Source organism: Actinospica robiniae DSM 44927 (genome assembly GCF_000504285.1).
Taxonomy (GTDB): Bacteria; Actinomycetota; Actinomycetes; order Streptomycetales; family Catenulisporaceae; genus Actinospica; species Actinospica robiniae.
The window spans coordinates 3,332,873-3,350,412 of record NZ_KI632511.1; the positions used below are offsets into that span (position 1 = coordinate 3,332,873).

The window sequence follows — 17,540 nt, forward strand, 5'->3', positions numbered from 1 at the left end:
CGCTCTGCCATACCCCTGACACGGTCAGCCTGCCAGGCGCCCGCGTGCCCTGTCCACCCGACGGCGTATCAGTTCGCCCAGTTTCCGGTGGTGTACAAGCCGGTCAGGAGGAGGGCCACGGGCGCGCTGACCCAGACGTAGGCTTGCCCGATCCACGGCCGTCGTTCCGAGAGGCGGGCCAGCAGCACGTAGCCGGGGAAGCAGACGAGCAGGCCGCGGTCGGCGCCCATCTGGTAGTTGACGCAGATGATGCTGGCGAGGATCAGCGCGGAGTAACAAGCCTCAGGCCACTCGCGCCGGACGAGGAGCACGATCACCAGCGCGATGGCCGCGATCGAGCACACGAGCTCCAGCTCGAAAGACCACGACCACGGGTAGAACGCCGGATCCCAGTGGTTCTCGTAGGCGTTGCGGTAGCTGTCGCGGAGCGAGACCCAAGGCCAGTCGATCTTGAGATTCCAGCCGGCCCGGCTGGCCTGCTGCCAAGCGTTCCAACTGCCGGTGACCAGGCGGAGGTAGAGCATGTAGAGGAACGGGCCGAACAACGCGGCTGCGGAGGCGGACGCGGCGCGAAGACGGGTGGTGTTGCCGGGCCGGACGAGTCCGAACACGACCAGGGCGGGGATGAGGGCCAGCCCGTCGATCCGGGTGAAGCCGGCCAGTCCGGCCAGGAGCGGTACAGCCGACCACTCGCCGCGCTGCGCGGCGTACCAGGCGCCTACGGCGAAGGCGAGGAAGATCGGCTCGCTGTAGCCGACGGCCAGGAAGACCGCGGCCGGGGCGGTGAAAAGGAACAGCCCGGCCTTGGTGCTGCCGGCGATCCGATTGAGCAGCACGGCCGTCGCGCCTCCCGCCACCAGGGAGAGCAGCAGCACGGAGGCGAGCCAGTTGCGCACGAACAGGTGGACGAAGGCGAGCAGGAGCGGGTAGCCGGGGAAGAACGCGGCGTCGTTCGGGGTGGACGCCCCGGAGAAGATGCCGTGCTGCGCATAGTTGACGTAGCGCAACGCGTCCCAGAATTGGAAGGATCCGTACAGCTTACTGGGAGTGTGGTTCCCGCCTTGGATCCAGGACGAGTAGTAGGCGACGATCAGCAGCGCCGCGTGCGCTCCGAACGTGACGCCGATCGCAGCCCAGTCGCCGCGAGTCGGCCGCCAACCTCGCCGGGCGGGCCGGGCCGGGCTGGTCTCGTCGCCGCTGTCGGCCGCGGGGGCGTTGTCAGGCGCGGACTCACTCTCGGCTGCAGACGCGACCTCTGTATCGGGCGCGCTCTCCTCGACTGCGACCTCTGATATGTCGTCCCGTCCGCGTGTGTCCATGATGTGGGAGCGTAGCAAGACCACCCGCCCATCTCTTAGAGGCAACGCGTACGTATTTTCCCGATCCACCCGGCCATGGTGGCCGCGGCCACCCGGTCGAGCGATCCTGCGCCCAGCCGCAGGGCCCTGACGAGCATCGACGCTGCCGGGGAGCTCCCCCGGGCCGCCCAGCACGTCGAATGGCGCCAGGAAATCAGAATACAGAGTCACTCGCCCGAACCCGTTGCAAGTTGCAATGGCGGGCTCCCGCAGGAATACCCCCACGGGGTATAGGGTTGGGCGGTGGGCCGGGCCGTCGACGGGAAGGAACCACGCCCCATGCACGCGATCGCGCACGCCCTCGCCGTCGCCGGGTCGATGACCTGGGAGATCACCTGGGCGTTGATCCTCGGCTTCGCCCTGTCCGCAGTGGTCCAGGCCGTGGTGCGCAAATCCACTGTGGCGCGCGTTCTCGGTGACGACCGGCCTCGCACGCTCGCGCTCGCCTCGCTGCTGGGGGCAGCGTCGTCCTCGTGCTCTTACGCCGCGGTTGCGCTGGCGCGCTCGCTGTTGCGCAAAGGCGCGGACTTCACGGCCGCGATGGCGTTCGAGATCGCCTCGACCAACCTCGTCGTCGAACTCGGCGTGATCCTGGCGCTGCTGATGGGCTGGCAGTTCACGGTGGCGGAGTTCACCGGCGGTCCCATCATGATCATCGTCCTGGCGCTGCTGTTCCGGTTCTTCCTGCGCGAGCGGCGGGTGCACGAGGCGCGCCGGCAGGCAGAGCGCGGGATCGCGGGGTCGATGGAGGGGCACGCGGCGATGGACATGTCCGTCGGCGGCGAAGGGTCCTTCACCCGGCGGCTGCTCTCGCGACGCGCCTTCACCTCCGTCTCGCACCTGTTCGTCATGGAGTGGGCCGCGATCCTGCGCGATCTCGTCCTCGGGCTGCTCATCGCCGGCGCGATCGGGGCGTGGGTGCCGGACTCGTTCTGGCGCACGTTCTTCTTCACCGGCCACCCGCTGGCGGCCAAGCTGTGGGGCCCGCTGATCGGCCCGCTGGTGGCCGTGGTCTCGTTCGTGTGCTCGATCGGCAACGTGCCGTTGGCCGTGGTGCTGTGGAAGGGCGGGATCAGCTTCGGCGGCGTGGTCGCGTTCATCTTCGCCGACCTGCTGATCCTGCCGATCCTCTCGATCTACCGGAAGTACTACGGCGCGCGGATGGCGGCGTTCCTGGCCGCTACGTTCTACGTCGCGGCCGTGCTGGCCGGATACGTCGTCGAACTCGTCTTCGGCGGCCTCGGCCTGATCCCGTCGCAGGCCGACGCGAAGATCCCGGACCAAGGCGTGAGCTGGAACTACACGACCGTCCTCAACATCGTGTTCCTGCTGTTCGCCGCCGTGCTCGTCATCCGGTTCTGCCGCACCGGCGGGATGGCCATGCTGCGGATGATGGGCGGCAGCCCCGAGCCGGCCCACGACCACGCGTCAGGGCACGAACACTAGGGCGCGTTGGAGAAGTAGCGTCGGATCAGGCCGCGGCGTCTGACGCGTGCGATCGCAAGGCGCCGGGGCGGGCGCATACTCGCCTCGTCTGTAACCGCTCCGGCAACGCGGCGAGCGTGCGTGGCAGGCGTCGCGGCCCCGGCGATACTTCTCAAACGCGCCCTAGAAGCGTCATGAAAATCATGCATTCTGGCCCGGCCGCGTAGCGGCCGGGCCAGAATGCTGTCATGCAGGGTGAGTGGACGGGTGAGCTGGTCGGGCCAGATGTGTGGGCGACGTGCCGGGAGCTGATCCCGGCCGGGAGCGTGTTCGCGTTCCTGGCCGAGCACCGGGAGGCGTTGTTTCCGGCGGAGATGTTCGCGGACATGTACCCCTCGCGCAACGGACGTCCCTCGATGCCTCCGGCGATCCTGGCCGCGGCCGTCACCCTCCAGGCCCTTAACGGCCACTCGGACTTCGACACTGTCCAGGAGCTGCGCTGTGACCTGCGGTGGAAGGCCGCGTGCGGGCTCGGGCTGTATGACACCGGGTTCGACCCGTCGCTGCTGGCCTACTTCCGCCGACGCCTGTCGCGCTCCGCGGACCCACAGCGGATCTTCACCGCCGTGCGCGCGGTGGTGGCCGAGACCGGGATCCTCAAGGGCAAGGTGCGCCGGGCGCTGGATTCCACCGTGCTGGATGACGCGGTGGCCACCCAGGACACCGTCACCCAGATCATCGCCGCGATCCGGCGCGTCGCGCGCGAGGTGCCCGGTGCCGCGGACGTGGTCGCGGCCGTGTGCACCGCGCACGACTACGCCGATCCCGGGAAACCCGCGATCGCCTGGAACGACCCGCAGGCCCGGGCCGAACTCGTCGACGCGCTGGTGACCGACGCGATCCGGCTGCTGGTGGCCCTGCCCGAGCGCGAGCACGGCCCCAAGCCCGCAGACGCCCTCGGCCTGCTCGCCCTCGTCGCCGGCCAGGACGTCGAACCCGCGGAGGACTCCGACGGGCGCGACGGGCGCTGGCGCATCACCCGCGGCACCGCCGAGAACCGCGTGATCTCCACCGTCGATCCCGAATCACGGCACGTGCACAAGACCCGCACCCACAAGCAGGACGGATACAAAGCCCACCTCGCCATCGAACCCGAGACCGGGATCTACACCGCCCTCGCCATCCGCCCGGGCTCCGGGCCCGAGCACCACGAGGCCGCCGTCGCCCTCGACCTGATCAACGAAGACGACCAGGCCACCGGCCTGGACCTGTACGGCGACACCGCCTACAGCAGCGGGAGCGCCAGCGCCGCCCTGCTCGAGCGCGGACACCGCCTGTTCCTCAAACCCGCGCCGCTGACCACGGCCGTACCCGGCGGCTTCAGCCTCGACGACTTCGCCATCGACACCACCGGACAGGTCACCTGCCCCGCCGGGCACACCATCCCGCTCACTCCACCCAGTGGAATCCACCATCAGCGCAAAGCGGTCTTCGACCAGTGCCCCACCTGCCCGCTGCGCGAGCAGTGCACGAAAGCGAAGGCCGGCCGGGTGCTGACCATCCGACCCCACCACGACCAGCAGACCGCCGCCCGACGCCAGGCCACCACCGACCCCGACTGGCAGGCCGCCTACCGCCGCTGGCGCCCACCCGTTGAACGGGCCGTCGCCTGGCTCGTCGCCGGGAACAACCGCCGCCTGCGCTACCGCGGCACCATCCCCAACAACACCTGGATCCACACCCGCGCCGCCGCCCTGAACCTGCGCACCCTCATCAACCTCGGCCTCACCCGCACAGACGGAGCCTGGCAGCTACCCACACCAGCGTGAACAAGCGAGCGGCGGGCCGGCTACGCCAGGCCACCACATCAGAACACGAAGATTTTCATGACGCTTCTAGCTCGGCGCCGCTCCGGCCGGCGACCAGTCGACGCCCAGCCCGTCACGTCGGCCGATCTTCGCGATCCGGTCCGCGATCGCGCCCTTGAGCCGCTCGAGCGCGGCGTCGTCGGCGGCCTCGGCACGCAGAACCAGCGCGTCCTCGTGCGCCGTCAGACCGCAGGACCCATCGGCGAACCGGATCACCGCGTGGCCGGCGCGCTGCTCGACGCTCTCGACACGCGGCATTCCGCCGCCGTGGAGCGAGGCGGCCAAGGACGAGGGCAGGTGGCGCATGTGCGGCATCGAGCCGAGGTGGCTGCACAACTGCTCGAGGTAGCGCGCGGCGCGTTCGGTCGGTATGCGGGCTTCGCCGCTGGGCATCACGCGGGCCCTTTCCATTTATCAATACAGACTGTCTTCATCAAGTCAGAGTGTCACACATACGTCGCGATGTACACTGCGGTGGTGCCGAAGCTGTGGAACGAGACGATCGCCGCGCACCGCGAGACCGTGCGCGAGACGGTCCTGGACGCGACATGGCAGCTGGTCGGCGAGCGCGGCCTGGCGGCAGTAACGATGTCCCAGATCGCCGAGCACGCCGGGATCGGAAGGGCCACGCTCTACAAGTACTTCCCCGACGTCGACGCCATCCTGCTGGCCTGGCACGAAAGGCAAGTCGGCGAGCACCTGGCACAGTTGGCCACGATCCGCGCCCAGCACGGCGACCCGGACGCGCAGCTCCACGCCGTGCTGACCGCCTACGCCTTCATCTCCCGCCACCGCGGCGCGCATCCCGGCGACCTGGCCGCTTTCCTGCACCGCGGCACCCACCTGGAACCAGCGCAGCAACAGCTGCTCGCCCTGGTGACCGACCTGCTGACGGCCGCCGCAACGGCAGGCGCAGTGCGCGACGACACGGCCCCGGCACACCTCGCGAGCTACACTCTCCACGCGCTGACCGCCGCCTCGGCCCTCCCCGACGAGCCGTCCGTGCACCGGCTCGTCGAGGTGGTCCTCGCCGGGCTGCGGCCCCCGGCCTGACTTTCCCGCCACCATCCGAAGAATCACGAAAGAGAGCAGCGTATGTGCCAGCGCGCCACCTGCAAGTCCTGCGGCAAGGCCACCTACGCCGGCTGCGGCCAGCACGTCGAGCAAGTCCTCGCCGGCATCCCGCAGTCCGACCGGTGCTCCTGCGCGCCGCAGGACACGCGCAAGAGCGGCGGCCTGGTCGCGCGGCTGCTCGGCAACCGCAAGTCGTAGGCGGTCCCGTCGCCGCGGCGCCGGCCGCGATCAAAGCGTTGCGGGGAAGCCGAATCTCTGAACGAGAGCAGCGTCGCCGAACGCGGTGATGCGGCCGATGCCGGTCGGCGTCGGGTCGAGCACGAGGATTCCGTAGGCACTACCGCGGTAGTAGCCGGCCGCCGCGGGTTGCCCGTTCGCGCGCGTGGGCAGGAGCCTCCAGTCGCCCGGGGAGCCGAGGACCTGGTGCGTGAGGTAGGGCACGCAGGTCGCGCGGCCGGAGAACCACGTGCGCCAGGGAGTCGCCTCGATCCGGGCGTCGACGCGCAAGAGACGCTCGAGGGCCGCGCCATCGGCGTGCTCTACCGCGGCGATGTAGTGCGCGAGCACGCCGTCGAGCCCGATCGACCCGTCCCGCGCGCTCGGCCGGTCTAGATCGGGCGGCTCCTCGGCCAGCCGGGCCCGGGCACGCTGCAGCATGCTCTTCACCGCCGCAGTGCTCGTATCCATGACCTGCGCGACGTCCGCGGCCGACCACCCCAGCACGTCGCGCAGGATGAACACCGCCCGCTGGCGGCCCGGCAGCGCCTGGAGCGCCGCGATCAGCGCGATGCGCAGGCCCTCGCGCCCGGCGACGATCGCGGCCGGGTCGAGCATGGAGTCCGGGATCGGCTGAACCCAGCGCGTCTCCGCAGCCGAGACGGTCGGCGCCATCGGATCGTCGGCGGGCCCGGCTAGGCCTGACGGCAGGAAACGCCTGCTGTGGTGCGTCAGCGCGGAGCGGCAGGCGTTCGTCGCGATCCGGTAGAGCCAGTTGCGCACCGACGACCGGCCTTCGAATGCGTCGTACGCGCGCCAGGCACGCAGGTACGTCTCCTGGACCGCATCCTCGGCATCGTCCACCGATCCGAGCATGCGGTAGCAGTGCGCCAGCAGCTCCCGCCGATACCGTTCCGTCTCGGCTGCGAAGTCGTTCATGCGGCCGCGTCTACTGGGCGTAGGTCAGCGTGACGACGCCGGTCTCGCTCGGCGTCGTCGACACCAGATGCAGCGGGCGCGGCAGGGCCCTGTCGAACAGCCGCCTGCCCTCGCCGAGGACGAGCGGGTGCACGGTCAGGTTCAGCTCGTCGACGAGGTCGTGCTGCAGCAGGGTGCCGAGAAGGGTGAAGCTGCCGTACATGATGAAGGGCCCGCCGCCGCCCTGCTTGAGCCCCGCGACCGTCTCCGCCGCGTCCCCGGCCAGCACGGTGGCGTTCCACGGCAGCGGGCCGCTCAGCGTGCTCGACACCACGAGCTTGGGAATCGCGTGCATCGCCTCCGCGTACGGGCCGGTGTTGCCGGACCAGGCCTTCTCGATGATCTCGAACGTCCGCCGCCCCAGCAGGAAGGTCTCGCTCGCCCGCAAGCCGTCGGTCGCCCTCCCCCGCGCCGTCTCGTCGAAGTACGGCAGCGCCCATCCACCCCGCTCCAGCTCGCCGAAGCCGCCCGGGTCCTCGACGACGCCGTCCAGCGTGACGAAAGCCCCTGCGATGAGCTTACGCATGATCTCTCCATTCCACCGGCCGGACGTCTTCCGGCCCGTGGAATGGAGACTCGGCGAGGATCGGAAAGGAATCGGTGCGCGGCGCCGGCTCCATCCCGCACGAGCCACCGTCAGTTCGCGACGACCCAATCGCTGTTGGCGGTCGGCACCGAGAACTTCAGGCTGGAGCAGCCGAGCGCGCTTCCGGACGGGATGGGCTGGAGCCCGGGGGCGTTGCTCGTGGTGGCCGCGTGCCAGGCGCCGCTGTAGTAGATCTGGATGTGGCTGCTCTCGAAGGTGTCGCCGGCGATCTTGGAGCAGTACGGTCCGTTCGCGCCGGTCGTGGCCGGGGTCGTGTAGACCTCGTAGACGTCCCAGCCTTCGGGGGCGCCGCTCTGGTCGGTGCCGGACTGGCGGTAGAACAGGTCGTAGGCGTGGGTGGTGTAGTTGTACAGGTAGATCGACCAGGTGTTGGTGGCCGCGCTCGATTGGGCCTCGTACATGGTGTAGGCGGGGTGGCCGTTGACGGTCGTCGTGTAGGTGCTCACGAACGACGCGTTCAGCGGGACGGTCTTGGCCGCGTCGATGGCGACGCACCAGTCCCAGGCCCACAGGAAGGCGCCGCTCGGGGTGTAGGCCGTGGTGAGTTCGGCGCAGGAGCCGTCCGGCGCCTTGAGGGTCGGGGCGTAGAGGAATTCCTGCCCTGACAGGGTGAGGTTGGGGACGATGCTCTGGTCCGCCATCATCCCGGTGTCGGCGTTGCTGCCTGGGAAGATGCCCCAGGCGTTGTGGATCGTGGTGGCGTGCGACGTGGCCGCGGGGGCGAGCGCCGCCTGGCTTCCTTCGCGGGAGGCGACGGCGTGTTCGGCGCGGAACGCGGTGGCGGCGGGGCCGACCAGGCGCTGCGCCGCGGGGCCGGTGAGCCCCGGCACGACGCCGGTAACGGGAGCGAGCTTCCCGCGCAGGCCGGGGTCGTCGGTCGCGGGCCGCATCAGCATGAGCGGTGTGGTGGTGTGGCTCGGGGCGACGGCCCGGGCTGTGGGTGCGGCCTGGGCGGAGACGGCCGCCCAGGCCGGGATCAAGGCTGCGGCGAGTGAGACGGCGGCGAGCCTACGAATGCGGAGCATGCCATCCTCCTGGGGCGTGGGGTGTTATCCGATATTCCGGATGGCGTCCGGTTGCCCCGGAAAGTAGGAGTGTGTTCGAACACTGTCAACGCGGGCCGGACGACTCGATCGGCGACCTTGTCGAAGCCTCCGGCGAACAAGCGCGAGGGCTCTGAAACTTTCGATCCCCGCCGCGCCGCCCCAGGTGAGTACGCGCCACTCACGACGATTCCGCGGCGCACCAGGACCATCTGCCTGGGAGATCCCGCGCCAGCGGGGTTCAGGGAGGGGAATCACCATGCTCTACAAGCGATCGGCCGCCGCCGTCGCGGCGTTCGCGGCCGCGGTGGTCTCGCCCGTGCTCACCGCCGCGAGCGCGAGCGCGATCTACATCCCGTGGACCGAACAGACCGTCTTCGCCATCGGCCCGACCGGCGACCATGTGGCCGAGTGGATGGGACTGTCGCAGGGTTGGACGATCATCGGCGGCCCGGCGAGCGAGGTCTACGCCGGTTCGGCGGGCGTCTTCGACACGAACCCGACCACCGGCGACATCTACGAGTACAACGGCACCCCCGGCAGCTGGACGCAGATCAGCCAGATCGACTACGACGGCGACGGCCTGTACGCGATGGCGGAGAGCACCACGGGCCTCTACGGCGTCACTCTCGACGAATCCGACAGCGGCAGCGCGTCGACGGACGTGGAGCTCTACTCCGGCAACGGCAGCGTATGGACCGTCATCGGCGGGCCCGCCAACCCGAACCTGGCCGCAGGGGGCTGATTCGTCCGCGGTCCGCCGCCGCCCGCCCGCCGCCCGCCGCTGAGTCCGGCGCGCCGCGGAAAACTCTGAAAGAGCCTTTCACAACTGCGCCCGGCGTGGTTCACTAGACCTGAAAGGCTCTTTCAGAGTTTTCACGGAGGGCGCACGATGACCGAAGAGAACCGGGTCCGCATCGACGATCCCGAGGCGTTGGCGGCGCTGACCCATCCGATGCGGACCAAACTGCTCAACCATCTGATCTCCGCCGGGCCCACCACGGCGTCGCAGGCGGCGCGGGCGGTCGGAGACACGCCGTCCAACAGCAGCTACCACCTGCGGACGCTGGCCAGGTTCGGGTGGGTGGAGTCGGCGGCGCGGGACGCGGCCGACGGGCGCGAGCGGCCGTGGCGGGCGCTGGTGACCGGCTTCGAGATCGACCTCGCCGCCGATCCGCAGAGCGCGGCCGGGCGCAACGCCGCGACGCTGGCGGCGCTGACCTTGCAGCAGGCGCATCAGGAGACCCGCGAGGCCCTCGCCCGTTTCCCGACGCTCGAGCGGGCCTGGCAGGACGCGTCGTCGTTCGGCGCCTACACGCTGCGCGTCACGCCCGAAGAGCTCACCGAGGTGACCCGGCAGATCGACGCGATTCTGCGCCCCTTCATCGCCGCCGTCCGCGACGAGCGTCCGGCCGGCGCGGAGCTGGCCACGGTCGGCTTCCACGCGTTCCCGAAGGGACCGGAGTCGTGAACGTCCTGCGTGCGCAACGGGATTTCCGCCGGTTGTGGGTGGCCGGGTTCATCTCCGACGTCGGCGACTGGATGCTTCTGGTCGCGTTGCCGGTCCTGGTCTACCAGGCGACGGGCTCGACCCTGGGCACCGCCTTCGCCTTCCTCATCGAGCTGATACCCGTGCTCGTGGTGACGCCGCTCGCCGCCCGCCTCGCCGAGCGCGGCAATCGCGCGATGCTGCTGGTCACCGTCTCGCTGATCCAGGCCGCGTTCCTGCTCCCGCTCCTCGCCGGCGCCCACCTGCCGATCCTCTACGGCGTGATCGCCACCCAGGCCGCGCTGGCCTCCGTCTTCGACACGACCAAGAACGCCCTGCTGCCCACGCTCGTGCCCGAGCAGGACCTCGTCACCGCGAACTCGCTGATCGGCCTGAACCAGAACCTCGGCCGCCTCATCGGAGCGTCGCTGGGCGGCGTGGCCCTGGCCGGCGGGGGCGTGTGGACGATCGTCGTCGGCGACTCCTTCAGCTTCCTGATATGCGCGGCCCTGATACGCAGCGTGCACACCGCGACGGTGGTCGCCCGGCAATCGGAAAAGGCGGCGCAGAACGGGAAATCGCGGATGAGCGAGCTCCTCGCGCGTCGCCCGATCCGCGCGGGTCTGACCGTGGTCGCGCTCACCGCCATGGCACAAGGGCTCTTCATCGTGTTGTTCGTGGTCTTCGTCGCGCGGACCCTGCACGGCACGGCGGCGGAGAACGGCGTGTTGCGAGGCGTCCAGGCGATAGGCGCCGTCGCGGGTGGCCTCCTGCTCGCCCGATCGGGCAACGCCCGACCCGGCCGGCTGACCGCCTGGTCCTGCCTGCTGTTCGGCGCGATCGCGTTGACGATCTGGAACCTGCCGCACGCCACCTCGTGGGAACCGATCTACGTGGCCTTATTCGTCGCGATCGGCGTTCCGGCCGTGGGCATGGTCTCGGGTCTGGTCTCCGCGCTCCAACTGGCGACGGCCGAAGGCGAGCGCGGCCAGGTGTTCGCGGTGTTCGGGGCGGCCTTCGCCGTCGGGCAGGCCGCGGGCATGGTCGCGGCAGGCGTGCTGGGCGACCGCATCGGCATCGCCTGGCTGCTCAATGCCCAGGGCGTGTTGTCACTGCTCGGCGGAGTCGTCGCAATGCTCTGGTTGTCGGGCAGCGCGACGGACGCACCGCAGACCCCGTCATTGCTCTCAACCGCCGACGCCGTAACGGAATGACGTAGGCCCTGCCCGAGGCCTAGGCCCCGTCTGCTTCGTCCCCCGCACGCCCTTCGCGATGCACGTGTGCGATCTCCCCGGCTCGGTCGAAGATCATGACGATCTCGGCCGGGCCGTCGACGGCGGTGACCGCGTGCGGGGTCATGGTGGCGAACTCGGCGGCCTCGCCGGTCTCGACAAGGATCTCGCGCTCGCCGAGCAGGAGGCGGATGCGGCCGTGGAGGACGAAGAGCCAGTCGTGGCCGGGGTGGACCTTCTGCTGGAGCGGGTGCTGGGCGGGTTCGAGGCGCATCTTGATCGCGACGGTGCTGCTCGAGGGGCGGCTCAGCATCCAGGTGGTGCGGTCTCGGCAGCTGCTCGGGGTCGGGCGGATGACCACGTCGTCGTCGCCGTCGGCCTCGAGCAGGGCGTTGAGGTCGGCGTGCAGTGCGGCGGCGAGGGGGACGAGGACGTCCAGGCCGATCGATCGCTTGCCGGTCTCTATCCGGCTGATCGTCGAAGGGCTGAGGTTGGTGCGAGCGGCGAGCTCGTCGAGGGAGAGGCCCGCAGCCGTGCGCAGGGCGCGCAGCCGGGTGCGCACCACCTGCTCGATGTCGCCGGACTCCGCCATGGGCGCGGCTCTCCTTCCCGTGCCAACCCGTCTTCCCGAACCTGCCTCGTCCCGGCCAGCCTAGTTCGATCTTGCGGATACTGCAAGGCACCTTGCAAAAGCAGCCGCTCCGGGCGCATCGTGGAGGACATGCACACGAACGAGGCCCCCCGTATCCAGCGCCACTGCGACGTGGCGATCGTCGGCGGCAGCGCGACCGGCCTGGCCGCCGCTCTGCAGCTCGGACGGCAGCGGCGATCGGTGATCGTCGTTGACTCCAGTGAGCCGCGCAACGCGCCGGCCACGCACATGCACAGCTACCTGGGGCACGAGGGACTGCCGCCGTCCGCGTTCGCGGCCCTCAGCCGGGAGGAGGTCCGCAGCTTCGGCACCGAGGTCCTGTCCGACCGGGTCGAACTCGTCACCCGGACCGACGACGGGCGCTTCGTGCTCGAGCTCGCCGGCGGCCACTCGATCCTGGCGCGTCGAGTGCTCGCCGCGACCGGTGTGCGGGACGAACTGCCCGACATCGACGGCCTGGCCGAGCATTGGGGCACGGACGTCATCTCCTGCCCGTTCTGCCACGGCTACGAGGTGCGCGACCAGCGCATCGTGCAGCTGCTCACCCACTCCGCCGGGCTACATCCGGCCACGCTCTTCCGTCACCTGAGTTCCGCCTTCACCGTGGTCGTGCACGGCGGCGCCGACATCGAGCCCTCCGCTCTCGACCTGCTGCGACGCGGCGGCGTCAACGTCGTCGAAGGGACGGTCAGCCGCGTCGTCGCCGGGGATGACGGGCGCGTCACAGGCATCGAACTCAGTGATCAGCGGCGCATCGACGCCGACGCGATCGTGGTAAGCACGCGGTTCACCGCTCGCATTGAACCCTTCGCGGACCTCGGCCTGCGCGCGCAGGAACACCCGAGCGGTCTGGGCGAGTTCGTGGAGGCCGATGCGACCGGCGCGACGTCGGTGCCGGGCCTCTACGCCGCCGGCAACCTGACCGACCCGAGCCGGCAGGTGCTGCCATCGGCCGCGGACGGCAGCCGCGTCGGAGCGATGATCGCCATGAGCCTCGCCGACGAGGATCTGGAGACGGCCGCGCGCACGTCGGCGAACCAGTCCGACTGGGACCACCGCTATGGCGGAGAGCAGATCTGGAGCGGCAATCCGAACGGCACGCTCGTCCGCGAGATCAGCTCCCTGACGCCCGGACGCGTCCTCGACGTCGGCGCCGGCGAAGGCGGCGACGCGATCTGGCTGGCCGAGCAGAAGTGGAACGTGACCGCGGCCGACATCTCCCAGCGCGCGCTCGATCGGCTGCACGCCGCGGCCACGGCCCACGGGCTGGACGTCGCCTGCCGACAGGCCGATGCGAACGCGCAGGACGCCTTCGAGCCCGCCGCGTTCGACCTCGTCACTGCGCACTACGCATCGATTCCCCGCACCCGCGACCGTCGCGGTATCAAAAACCTGATCGGTGCGGTCGCGCCGGGCGGCACCCTGCTCTTCGTCGGCCACGACCTCGAGCCCCTGCGCGACGCGGGCAACGACCATGGCCACAGCCGACCCTTCGACCCCGACGCCTACCTGCGCGTGGAGGACGTCGCGGCCGCACTCGGAGACTCCCCCGAGTGGCAGATCGAGACGTGGGAGAAGCGCCCGCGCCCGGCCGGAGCCGCGTCCGCCGGACACCACGTGCACGACGAAGTCCTCCGCGCGCGCCGCCGCTGAGCCCGGTGCGGCAGCCCCCACAGAGGCAAGGGCCCGGGCGGGTCGATCTCGCGCATGACGACGAGGTCGACCCGCCCGGGCCTCTTTGTCGCGCGGATCCGCGCTGAGCGACTCGGCGATTACGGTCCGGCTTCACACGCGTCGCGCTCGGATTACAAGCCAGGCGTTCGCCACTTCTTTCACTGCGGGGAGGTCTAGCGTCGGGCTGCTGCACAGAGGTTGGGCTCGTTCGCCGAGGGGGCATTCGTGAGTTTCCATCAACCGCCGAGACGTCGTCAGGCGCCTGCGACACCGTCGCCGGAGCCTTGGTACCGGCAGACCGTCTATATCGTGATCTTGCTGATCTTCTTCTTCCCGGTCGGCCTCGCCCTGCTCTGGATGCGTCCGGACTGGTCGGTGCGTCGGCGCGGGATCGTCACGGCCGTCATCGGCGTCGCCGTGATCATCGCGCTGGCCAGCGCGAATCCGCCGCCGACCACGACGACCGTGCTCAGCCCGACGGCGGTCGGCGCGTCACCTTCATCGCCGTCATCGTCGTCTCTGTCGCATCCGTCCTCGTCGCCGACACCACCGTCGGCTGTCAGTCAGCAGCCTGCGACGCCCTCGTCCGTCGCGACGACGTCGCTCGCTCCTGCCACGACGGCGCCGCGGAAGACGACGGCCCCCGCCGTCGTCCCGGTCCACCGCACGTCGGCCGCCCCGGTCCACACGACCAAGGCCCCGGCGCCGGTGAAGACCACCGCGCAGAAGCCGAGTTGCCACCCGCTGAGCAGTACCAACCATTGCTACAAGCCCGGCCAGTTCTGCTCCAATGCCGACCACGGCATGAGCGGCATCGACGAAGAGGGCGATCCGATCAAGTGCGTCGACAACAACGGCTGGCGCTGGGAAGCAGAGTGATCTGAGCCCGGAAGGAACGCGGACTCAGACCTCGAGCACTCCGGTCGGTGCGCCGCGTTCCCGGCCGCACGAGGTCAGTGCGAGCACGCCTCGGCCCTGCACACGTGTGTGCGGGCCGAGGCTTTCAGGATTCACCGACAGCTCGGCTGCCACCTGGGTGGAGTGCGTGGCCTTCTCCGGCTCGCCGATGGCCGAGCCCTCCTCCTCGAAGTTGTCGAAGAACCTTGCGATCTGTCCGTCTCGCGCGATGCACCAGGCCGTCCAGCCGTCGCCGCAGCTCGCGCCGTACCAGTGCGCTTCACCGAAGCGGGTGCTCAGGCGGACGGCCTCGTCGCACAAGGCGTCGCGGTGCGCCTCGTTGCCGCTCGAATGCGCGGCTTCCGGTGACTTGCCGAAGACCAGCGTCCAGCCGTCGAAGGCCGGGGTCACGTATGCGCGGCGGCAGTCGTTGTGCTCGTACCAGTCGTGATGATCGCGGTTCCACGCAGCGGCGCCGAGGCGAATCGTGACGGGCATCGGGTCGGACAGGCCGAACGCTTCAAGGACAGCATCCTGATCCGTGGTCGGGACCGCGAGCCATGTCCCGCACAGGTGCATGGACTCCGGCTGCTCGCCGATCGCACGTACGTCGATGAAGCGGCGGATCGCTGCTTGGTCGCGCGCGTCGACGCCCGGGAAACCGACCATCTCCAGCAGCATCTCGCGCAGGTAGGGCCGCGCGCGCTGTGGGGCGACGCGCCTTGCCTCTGCTATGAAATCGAGGATTTCCATCCCGCCCGAACCGAGTGCGTTGTACGCACCGATGCGCACGTTCTCGTCCGGGTCGGCCAGCAAAGGCAGTATCGAGTCCTTATATTCGAGTGCCACCTCTCGGCGATCCTCGAACCCCTTGAGTCCGCCCTCGCGCACGGCTGCGACCGGGTGCTCCAGGTAGGGCAGGAACACGGCGCGGTCGGGTACGTTCAGCTTCCCGATCGCGTACAGCACGCGATCTCGATCCTGCCCGGTCAACTCGCACTGGAGGCGCTGAACCATCGGTTCCAGTGCCTCGACGCCGAAATGCTCGTAGCAGCCCCACAGCACCCCGCCCCGGTCCGGGGGCAGCCCGAGCAGGTACTCGACGGCTTCACGCCCGTACCCCGCCAACTCCGCTCGCACCTCGATGTGCGAGCGTCCTCCCCGGACCTCGAGCTCGGCTAAGAGCTCTGCGATGTGTTCCCCGTTCGCAGTCATGGCGTACACAGTAGTGGCTTGTGCGCTGCCGTGTGATTCAGGATCGCTTCCGGTGCGCGAGCCGAAGCGATGGAACCTACTCGCTGATGATCGTGCCGCTCAGGCGCACTTCCTCGAGGTCGAGCTGGGCTTGGATCTGGCGCAGGACTTCGTCGTCGATGCGCTGGGCGTCGCGCAGCCTCAGAACGGTCGCGCGCTTGCGGGACAGAAGCGCCAGACGCAGGGCCCTGTATTGCTGGTCGTACCGCAGCGCCGGGTCCTCGGCGGCGGCCTCGGGTGCACGGGCGTCGAGGATGCGCAGGTGCTTGCGGTACTCGCCGGTGAGGCGCTCCGTGATCTTCGTGTCGGTGTCCAGGCCCGCGGCGGTGTCCGGGAGCGCGTCGAGGGCTTCCTGGACGGCGGTGGTCTCAGCGAAGTGGCGTTCCTCGTCGAGCGTTGTGCTGGTGGGCAGGTGGACCCACCGCAGCACGAGCGGGAGCGCGATGCCCTGGGTGACCAGGCCCAGCACGATGACGCCGAAGGTGACGAAGACGATCACGTCGCGGTCGGGGAAGGGCTGGCCGTTGCCGAGCGATTGCGGCACGGCCAGGGCGGCGGCGAGGGAGACGGCGCCGCGGAACGCGGCGATGCCGGAGATGATGCGCATGCGGTGGCTGGCGCGGCGCAGGCGCTGGGCCGGACGCCGGTCGAGGGCGCGGATGACGTAGACGCTGACGAACTGGAAGGTGATCCGCACGGCGATCAACACCGCACAGACTGCGGCGATGGCGGCGCACGCGCGGGCCAGGTCGATGCTGGAAAGGCCGCGCACGGCGGCTTGGGCCTGCAGCCCGACGAGGACGAACAGCGCGGCGTTGAGCAGGAAGGTCGAGAGCGTCCAGAAACCCTGGGTCTGCAGCCGGGCCGCGGCGGTGCCGACGCGCGGCCCGATCTGAGTCATGATCAGCCCGGCGGTGACGACGGCGAGGACGCCGGAGCCGCCGATCTCGTCGGCGAACAGGAAGGAGGCGAACGGGATGAGCACGACGACGGTGTTGTGCGGGAGCGGTTCGGTGATGTGCCGGCGCAGCCAGGCTCCGAGGAGGGCGGCGAGCGCGCCGGCGGCGATGCCGGCCAGGTAGGAGCGCGCGAAGAGCCAAGTGACGTGCGCCAGGCCGAGGTGTTCCTGGCCGACGGTGACGCCGACGGCGAGTCCGTAGACGACGAGCGCGGTGCCGTCGTTGATCAGGCTCTCAGTGCGCAGCACGGTAAGGCTGCGGTACGGCAGGAGGCGTCCGAGAGCGGCGATGGCGGTGGCGTCGGTCGGCGCGAGGGCGCTGCCGAGCACCCAGGCCGGCCCCCACGGCAGGCCTAGGGCGTGCGCGACCGCCGCGACGACGGCCGCGGTGGCGATGACCAGGAAGGTGCTCAGCAGCACGATGACACGCAGATCCCGGCGCACTTGGCGCAGGGACGTGGTCAGGGCCTCCCAGTAGAGCAGCGCCGGCAGAAACAGGACGAGCACGGCCTCGGGCGGGAGGGTGACGGTGCGCAGGACGGGGATGAACCCGAGCAGCACTCCGGCGGCGAGCAGCAGGATGGGGGTGGCCAGGCGCAGGCGTCCGGCGGCGTAGTCGGCGGCGACGATCGCGGCGCCGAGCGCGACGAGCAGGTCGAGGCCGAGCAGGGTGGGATCTCCTCTCCGCGACGGTCGGCGACGCCGGCGACCCGCAGCGTCGCTCGGCAACGCCGGCGACGGTCAGCTCAACGCTCCCTGCCCATTGTTCGTCCGGGAGGGGGCCGGGCGCGCGGTGGAGTACTCCGGCCCGGCGC

17 protein-coding genes are annotated in these 17,540 nt (G+C 70.1%); 9 read left to right on the plus strand and 8 right to left on the minus strand.

Features of this window, described 5'->3' with window-relative positions:
- Positions 1 to 68: 68 nt before the first annotated feature.
- Complete coding sequence (locus tag ACTRO_RS14220) at positions 69 to 1,319, minus strand: mannosyltransferase family protein (protein ID WP_157436184.1); 1,251 nt, start codon at positions 1,317 to 1,319, stop codon at positions 69 to 71.
- Positions 1,320 to 1,637: 318 nt separating this feature from the next.
- On the opposite strand from ACTRO_RS14220, the gene ACTRO_RS14225 reads away from it, so the two are divergent.
- Positions 1,638 to 2,804, plus strand: a complete 1,167-nt coding sequence (locus tag ACTRO_RS14225; protein ID WP_034263566.1) for a permease — start codon at positions 1,638 to 1,640, stop codon at positions 2,802 to 2,804.
- Between the two features lie 227 nt (positions 2,805 to 3,031).
- A complete protein-coding gene (locus tag ACTRO_RS14230) occupies positions 3,032 to 4,612 on the plus strand; it encodes an IS1182 family transposase (protein WP_084315930.1) in 1,581 nt (526 codons plus the stop codon).
- Between the two features lie 66 nt (positions 4,613 to 4,678).
- Here ACTRO_RS14230 and ACTRO_RS14235 read toward each other — a convergent pair whose 3' ends face one another.
- Positions 4,679 to 5,044: a DUF2218 domain-containing protein gene (locus tag ACTRO_RS14235; RefSeq protein ID WP_034263567.1), complete on the minus strand. Its 366-nt coding sequence runs from the start codon at positions 5,042 to 5,044 to the stop codon at positions 4,679 to 4,681.
- A gap of 84 nt (positions 5,045 to 5,128) precedes the next feature.
- Here ACTRO_RS14235 and ACTRO_RS14240 point away from each other — a divergent pair, with 84 nt between their 5' ends.
- Positions 5,129 to 5,704: a TetR/AcrR family transcriptional regulator gene (locus tag ACTRO_RS14240; protein ID WP_034274824.1), complete on the plus strand. Its 576-nt coding sequence runs from the start codon at positions 5,129 to 5,131 to the stop codon at positions 5,702 to 5,704.
- A gap of 42 nt (positions 5,705 to 5,746) precedes the next feature.
- The gene (locus tag ACTRO_RS48070; protein ID WP_169739894.1) at positions 5,747 to 5,923 is read left to right on the plus strand and encodes a hypothetical protein; all 177 of its coding nucleotides are present in this window, start codon (positions 5,747 to 5,749) and stop codon (positions 5,921 to 5,923) included.
- A gap of 30 nt (positions 5,924 to 5,953) precedes the next feature.
- On the opposite strand, the gene ACTRO_RS14245 is transcribed toward ACTRO_RS48070, so the two are convergent.
- From ACTRO_RS14245 to ACTRO_RS14255, 3 genes are all read right to left on the minus strand, one after another.
- The gene (locus ACTRO_RS14245; RefSeq protein WP_034263568.1) at positions 5,954 to 6,880 is read right to left on the minus strand and encodes an RNA polymerase subunit sigma-70; all 927 of its coding nucleotides are present in this window, start codon (positions 6,878 to 6,880) and stop codon (positions 5,954 to 5,956) included.
- Positions 6,881 to 6,890: 10 nt separating this feature from the next.
- Positions 6,891 to 7,445, minus strand: coding sequence for a dihydrofolate reductase family protein (locus tag ACTRO_RS14250; RefSeq protein WP_034263569.1), 555 nt, complete (start codon positions 7,443 to 7,445; stop codon positions 6,891 to 6,893).
- 110 nt (positions 7,446 to 7,555) lie between these two features.
- On the minus strand, positions 7,556 to 8,551 hold the full coding sequence (locus ACTRO_RS14255; protein WP_034263570.1) for a hypothetical protein: 996 nt from the start codon (positions 8,549 to 8,551) through the stop codon (positions 7,556 to 7,558).
- Between the two features lie 277 nt (positions 8,552 to 8,828).
- Here ACTRO_RS14255 and ACTRO_RS14260 point away from each other — a divergent pair, with 277 nt between their 5' ends.
- The 3 genes from ACTRO_RS14260 to ACTRO_RS14270 all read left to right on the plus strand — a co-directional run bounded on the left by ACTRO_RS14260 (position 8,829) and on the right by ACTRO_RS14270 (position 11,272).
- Complete coding sequence (locus tag ACTRO_RS14260; protein ID WP_034263571.1) at positions 8,829 to 9,314, plus strand: hypothetical protein; 486 nt, start codon at positions 8,829 to 8,831, stop codon at positions 9,312 to 9,314.
- Between the two features lie 147 nt (positions 9,315 to 9,461).
- On the plus strand, positions 9,462 to 10,040 hold the full coding sequence (locus tag ACTRO_RS14265) for a winged helix-turn-helix domain-containing protein (RefSeq protein ID WP_034263572.1): 579 nt from the start codon (positions 9,462 to 9,464) through the stop codon (positions 10,038 to 10,040).
- A complete protein-coding gene (locus ACTRO_RS14270; RefSeq protein WP_051450822.1) occupies positions 10,037 to 11,272 on the plus strand; it encodes an MFS transporter in 1,236 nt (411 codons plus the stop codon). The genes ACTRO_RS14265 and ACTRO_RS14270 overlap by 4 nt, the downstream gene beginning before the upstream one ends.
- A gap of 19 nt (positions 11,273 to 11,291) precedes the next feature.
- On the opposite strand, the gene ACTRO_RS14275 is transcribed toward ACTRO_RS14270, so the two are convergent.
- Complete coding sequence (locus ACTRO_RS14275) at positions 11,292 to 11,882, minus strand: helix-turn-helix domain-containing protein (RefSeq protein ID WP_034263573.1); 591 nt, start codon at positions 11,880 to 11,882, stop codon at positions 11,292 to 11,294.
- Between the two features lie 129 nt (positions 11,883 to 12,011).
- Between ACTRO_RS14275 and ACTRO_RS14280 the strand changes: the two genes are divergently transcribed.
- Together ACTRO_RS14280 and ACTRO_RS14285 are read left to right on the plus strand one after the other, a co-directional pair.
- Entirely contained in the window at positions 12,012 to 13,595 is a 1,584-nt protein-coding gene (locus tag ACTRO_RS14280) for a bifunctional NAD(P)/FAD-dependent oxidoreductase/class I SAM-dependent methyltransferase (protein WP_034263574.1), read from the plus strand.
- A gap of 219 nt (positions 13,596 to 13,814) precedes the next feature.
- Positions 13,815 to 14,495, plus strand: coding sequence for a hypothetical protein (locus ACTRO_RS14285; RefSeq protein ID WP_157436188.1), 681 nt, complete (start codon positions 13,815 to 13,817; stop codon positions 14,493 to 14,495).
- 24 nt (positions 14,496 to 14,519) lie between these two features.
- Here ACTRO_RS14285 and ACTRO_RS14290 read toward each other — a convergent pair whose 3' ends face one another.
- Both ACTRO_RS14290 and ACTRO_RS14295 read right to left on the minus strand, forming a co-directional pair.
- The gene (locus tag ACTRO_RS14290) at positions 14,520 to 15,728 is read right to left on the minus strand and encodes a hypothetical protein (RefSeq protein WP_157436190.1); all 1,209 of its coding nucleotides are present in this window, start codon (positions 15,726 to 15,728) and stop codon (positions 14,520 to 14,522) included.
- A gap of 76 nt (positions 15,729 to 15,804) precedes the next feature.
- A complete protein-coding gene (locus tag ACTRO_RS14295; protein WP_245594377.1) occupies positions 15,805 to 17,454 on the minus strand; it encodes a Na+/H+ antiporter in 1,650 nt (549 codons plus the stop codon).
- Between the last annotated feature and the right edge of the window lie 86 nt (positions 17,455 to 17,540).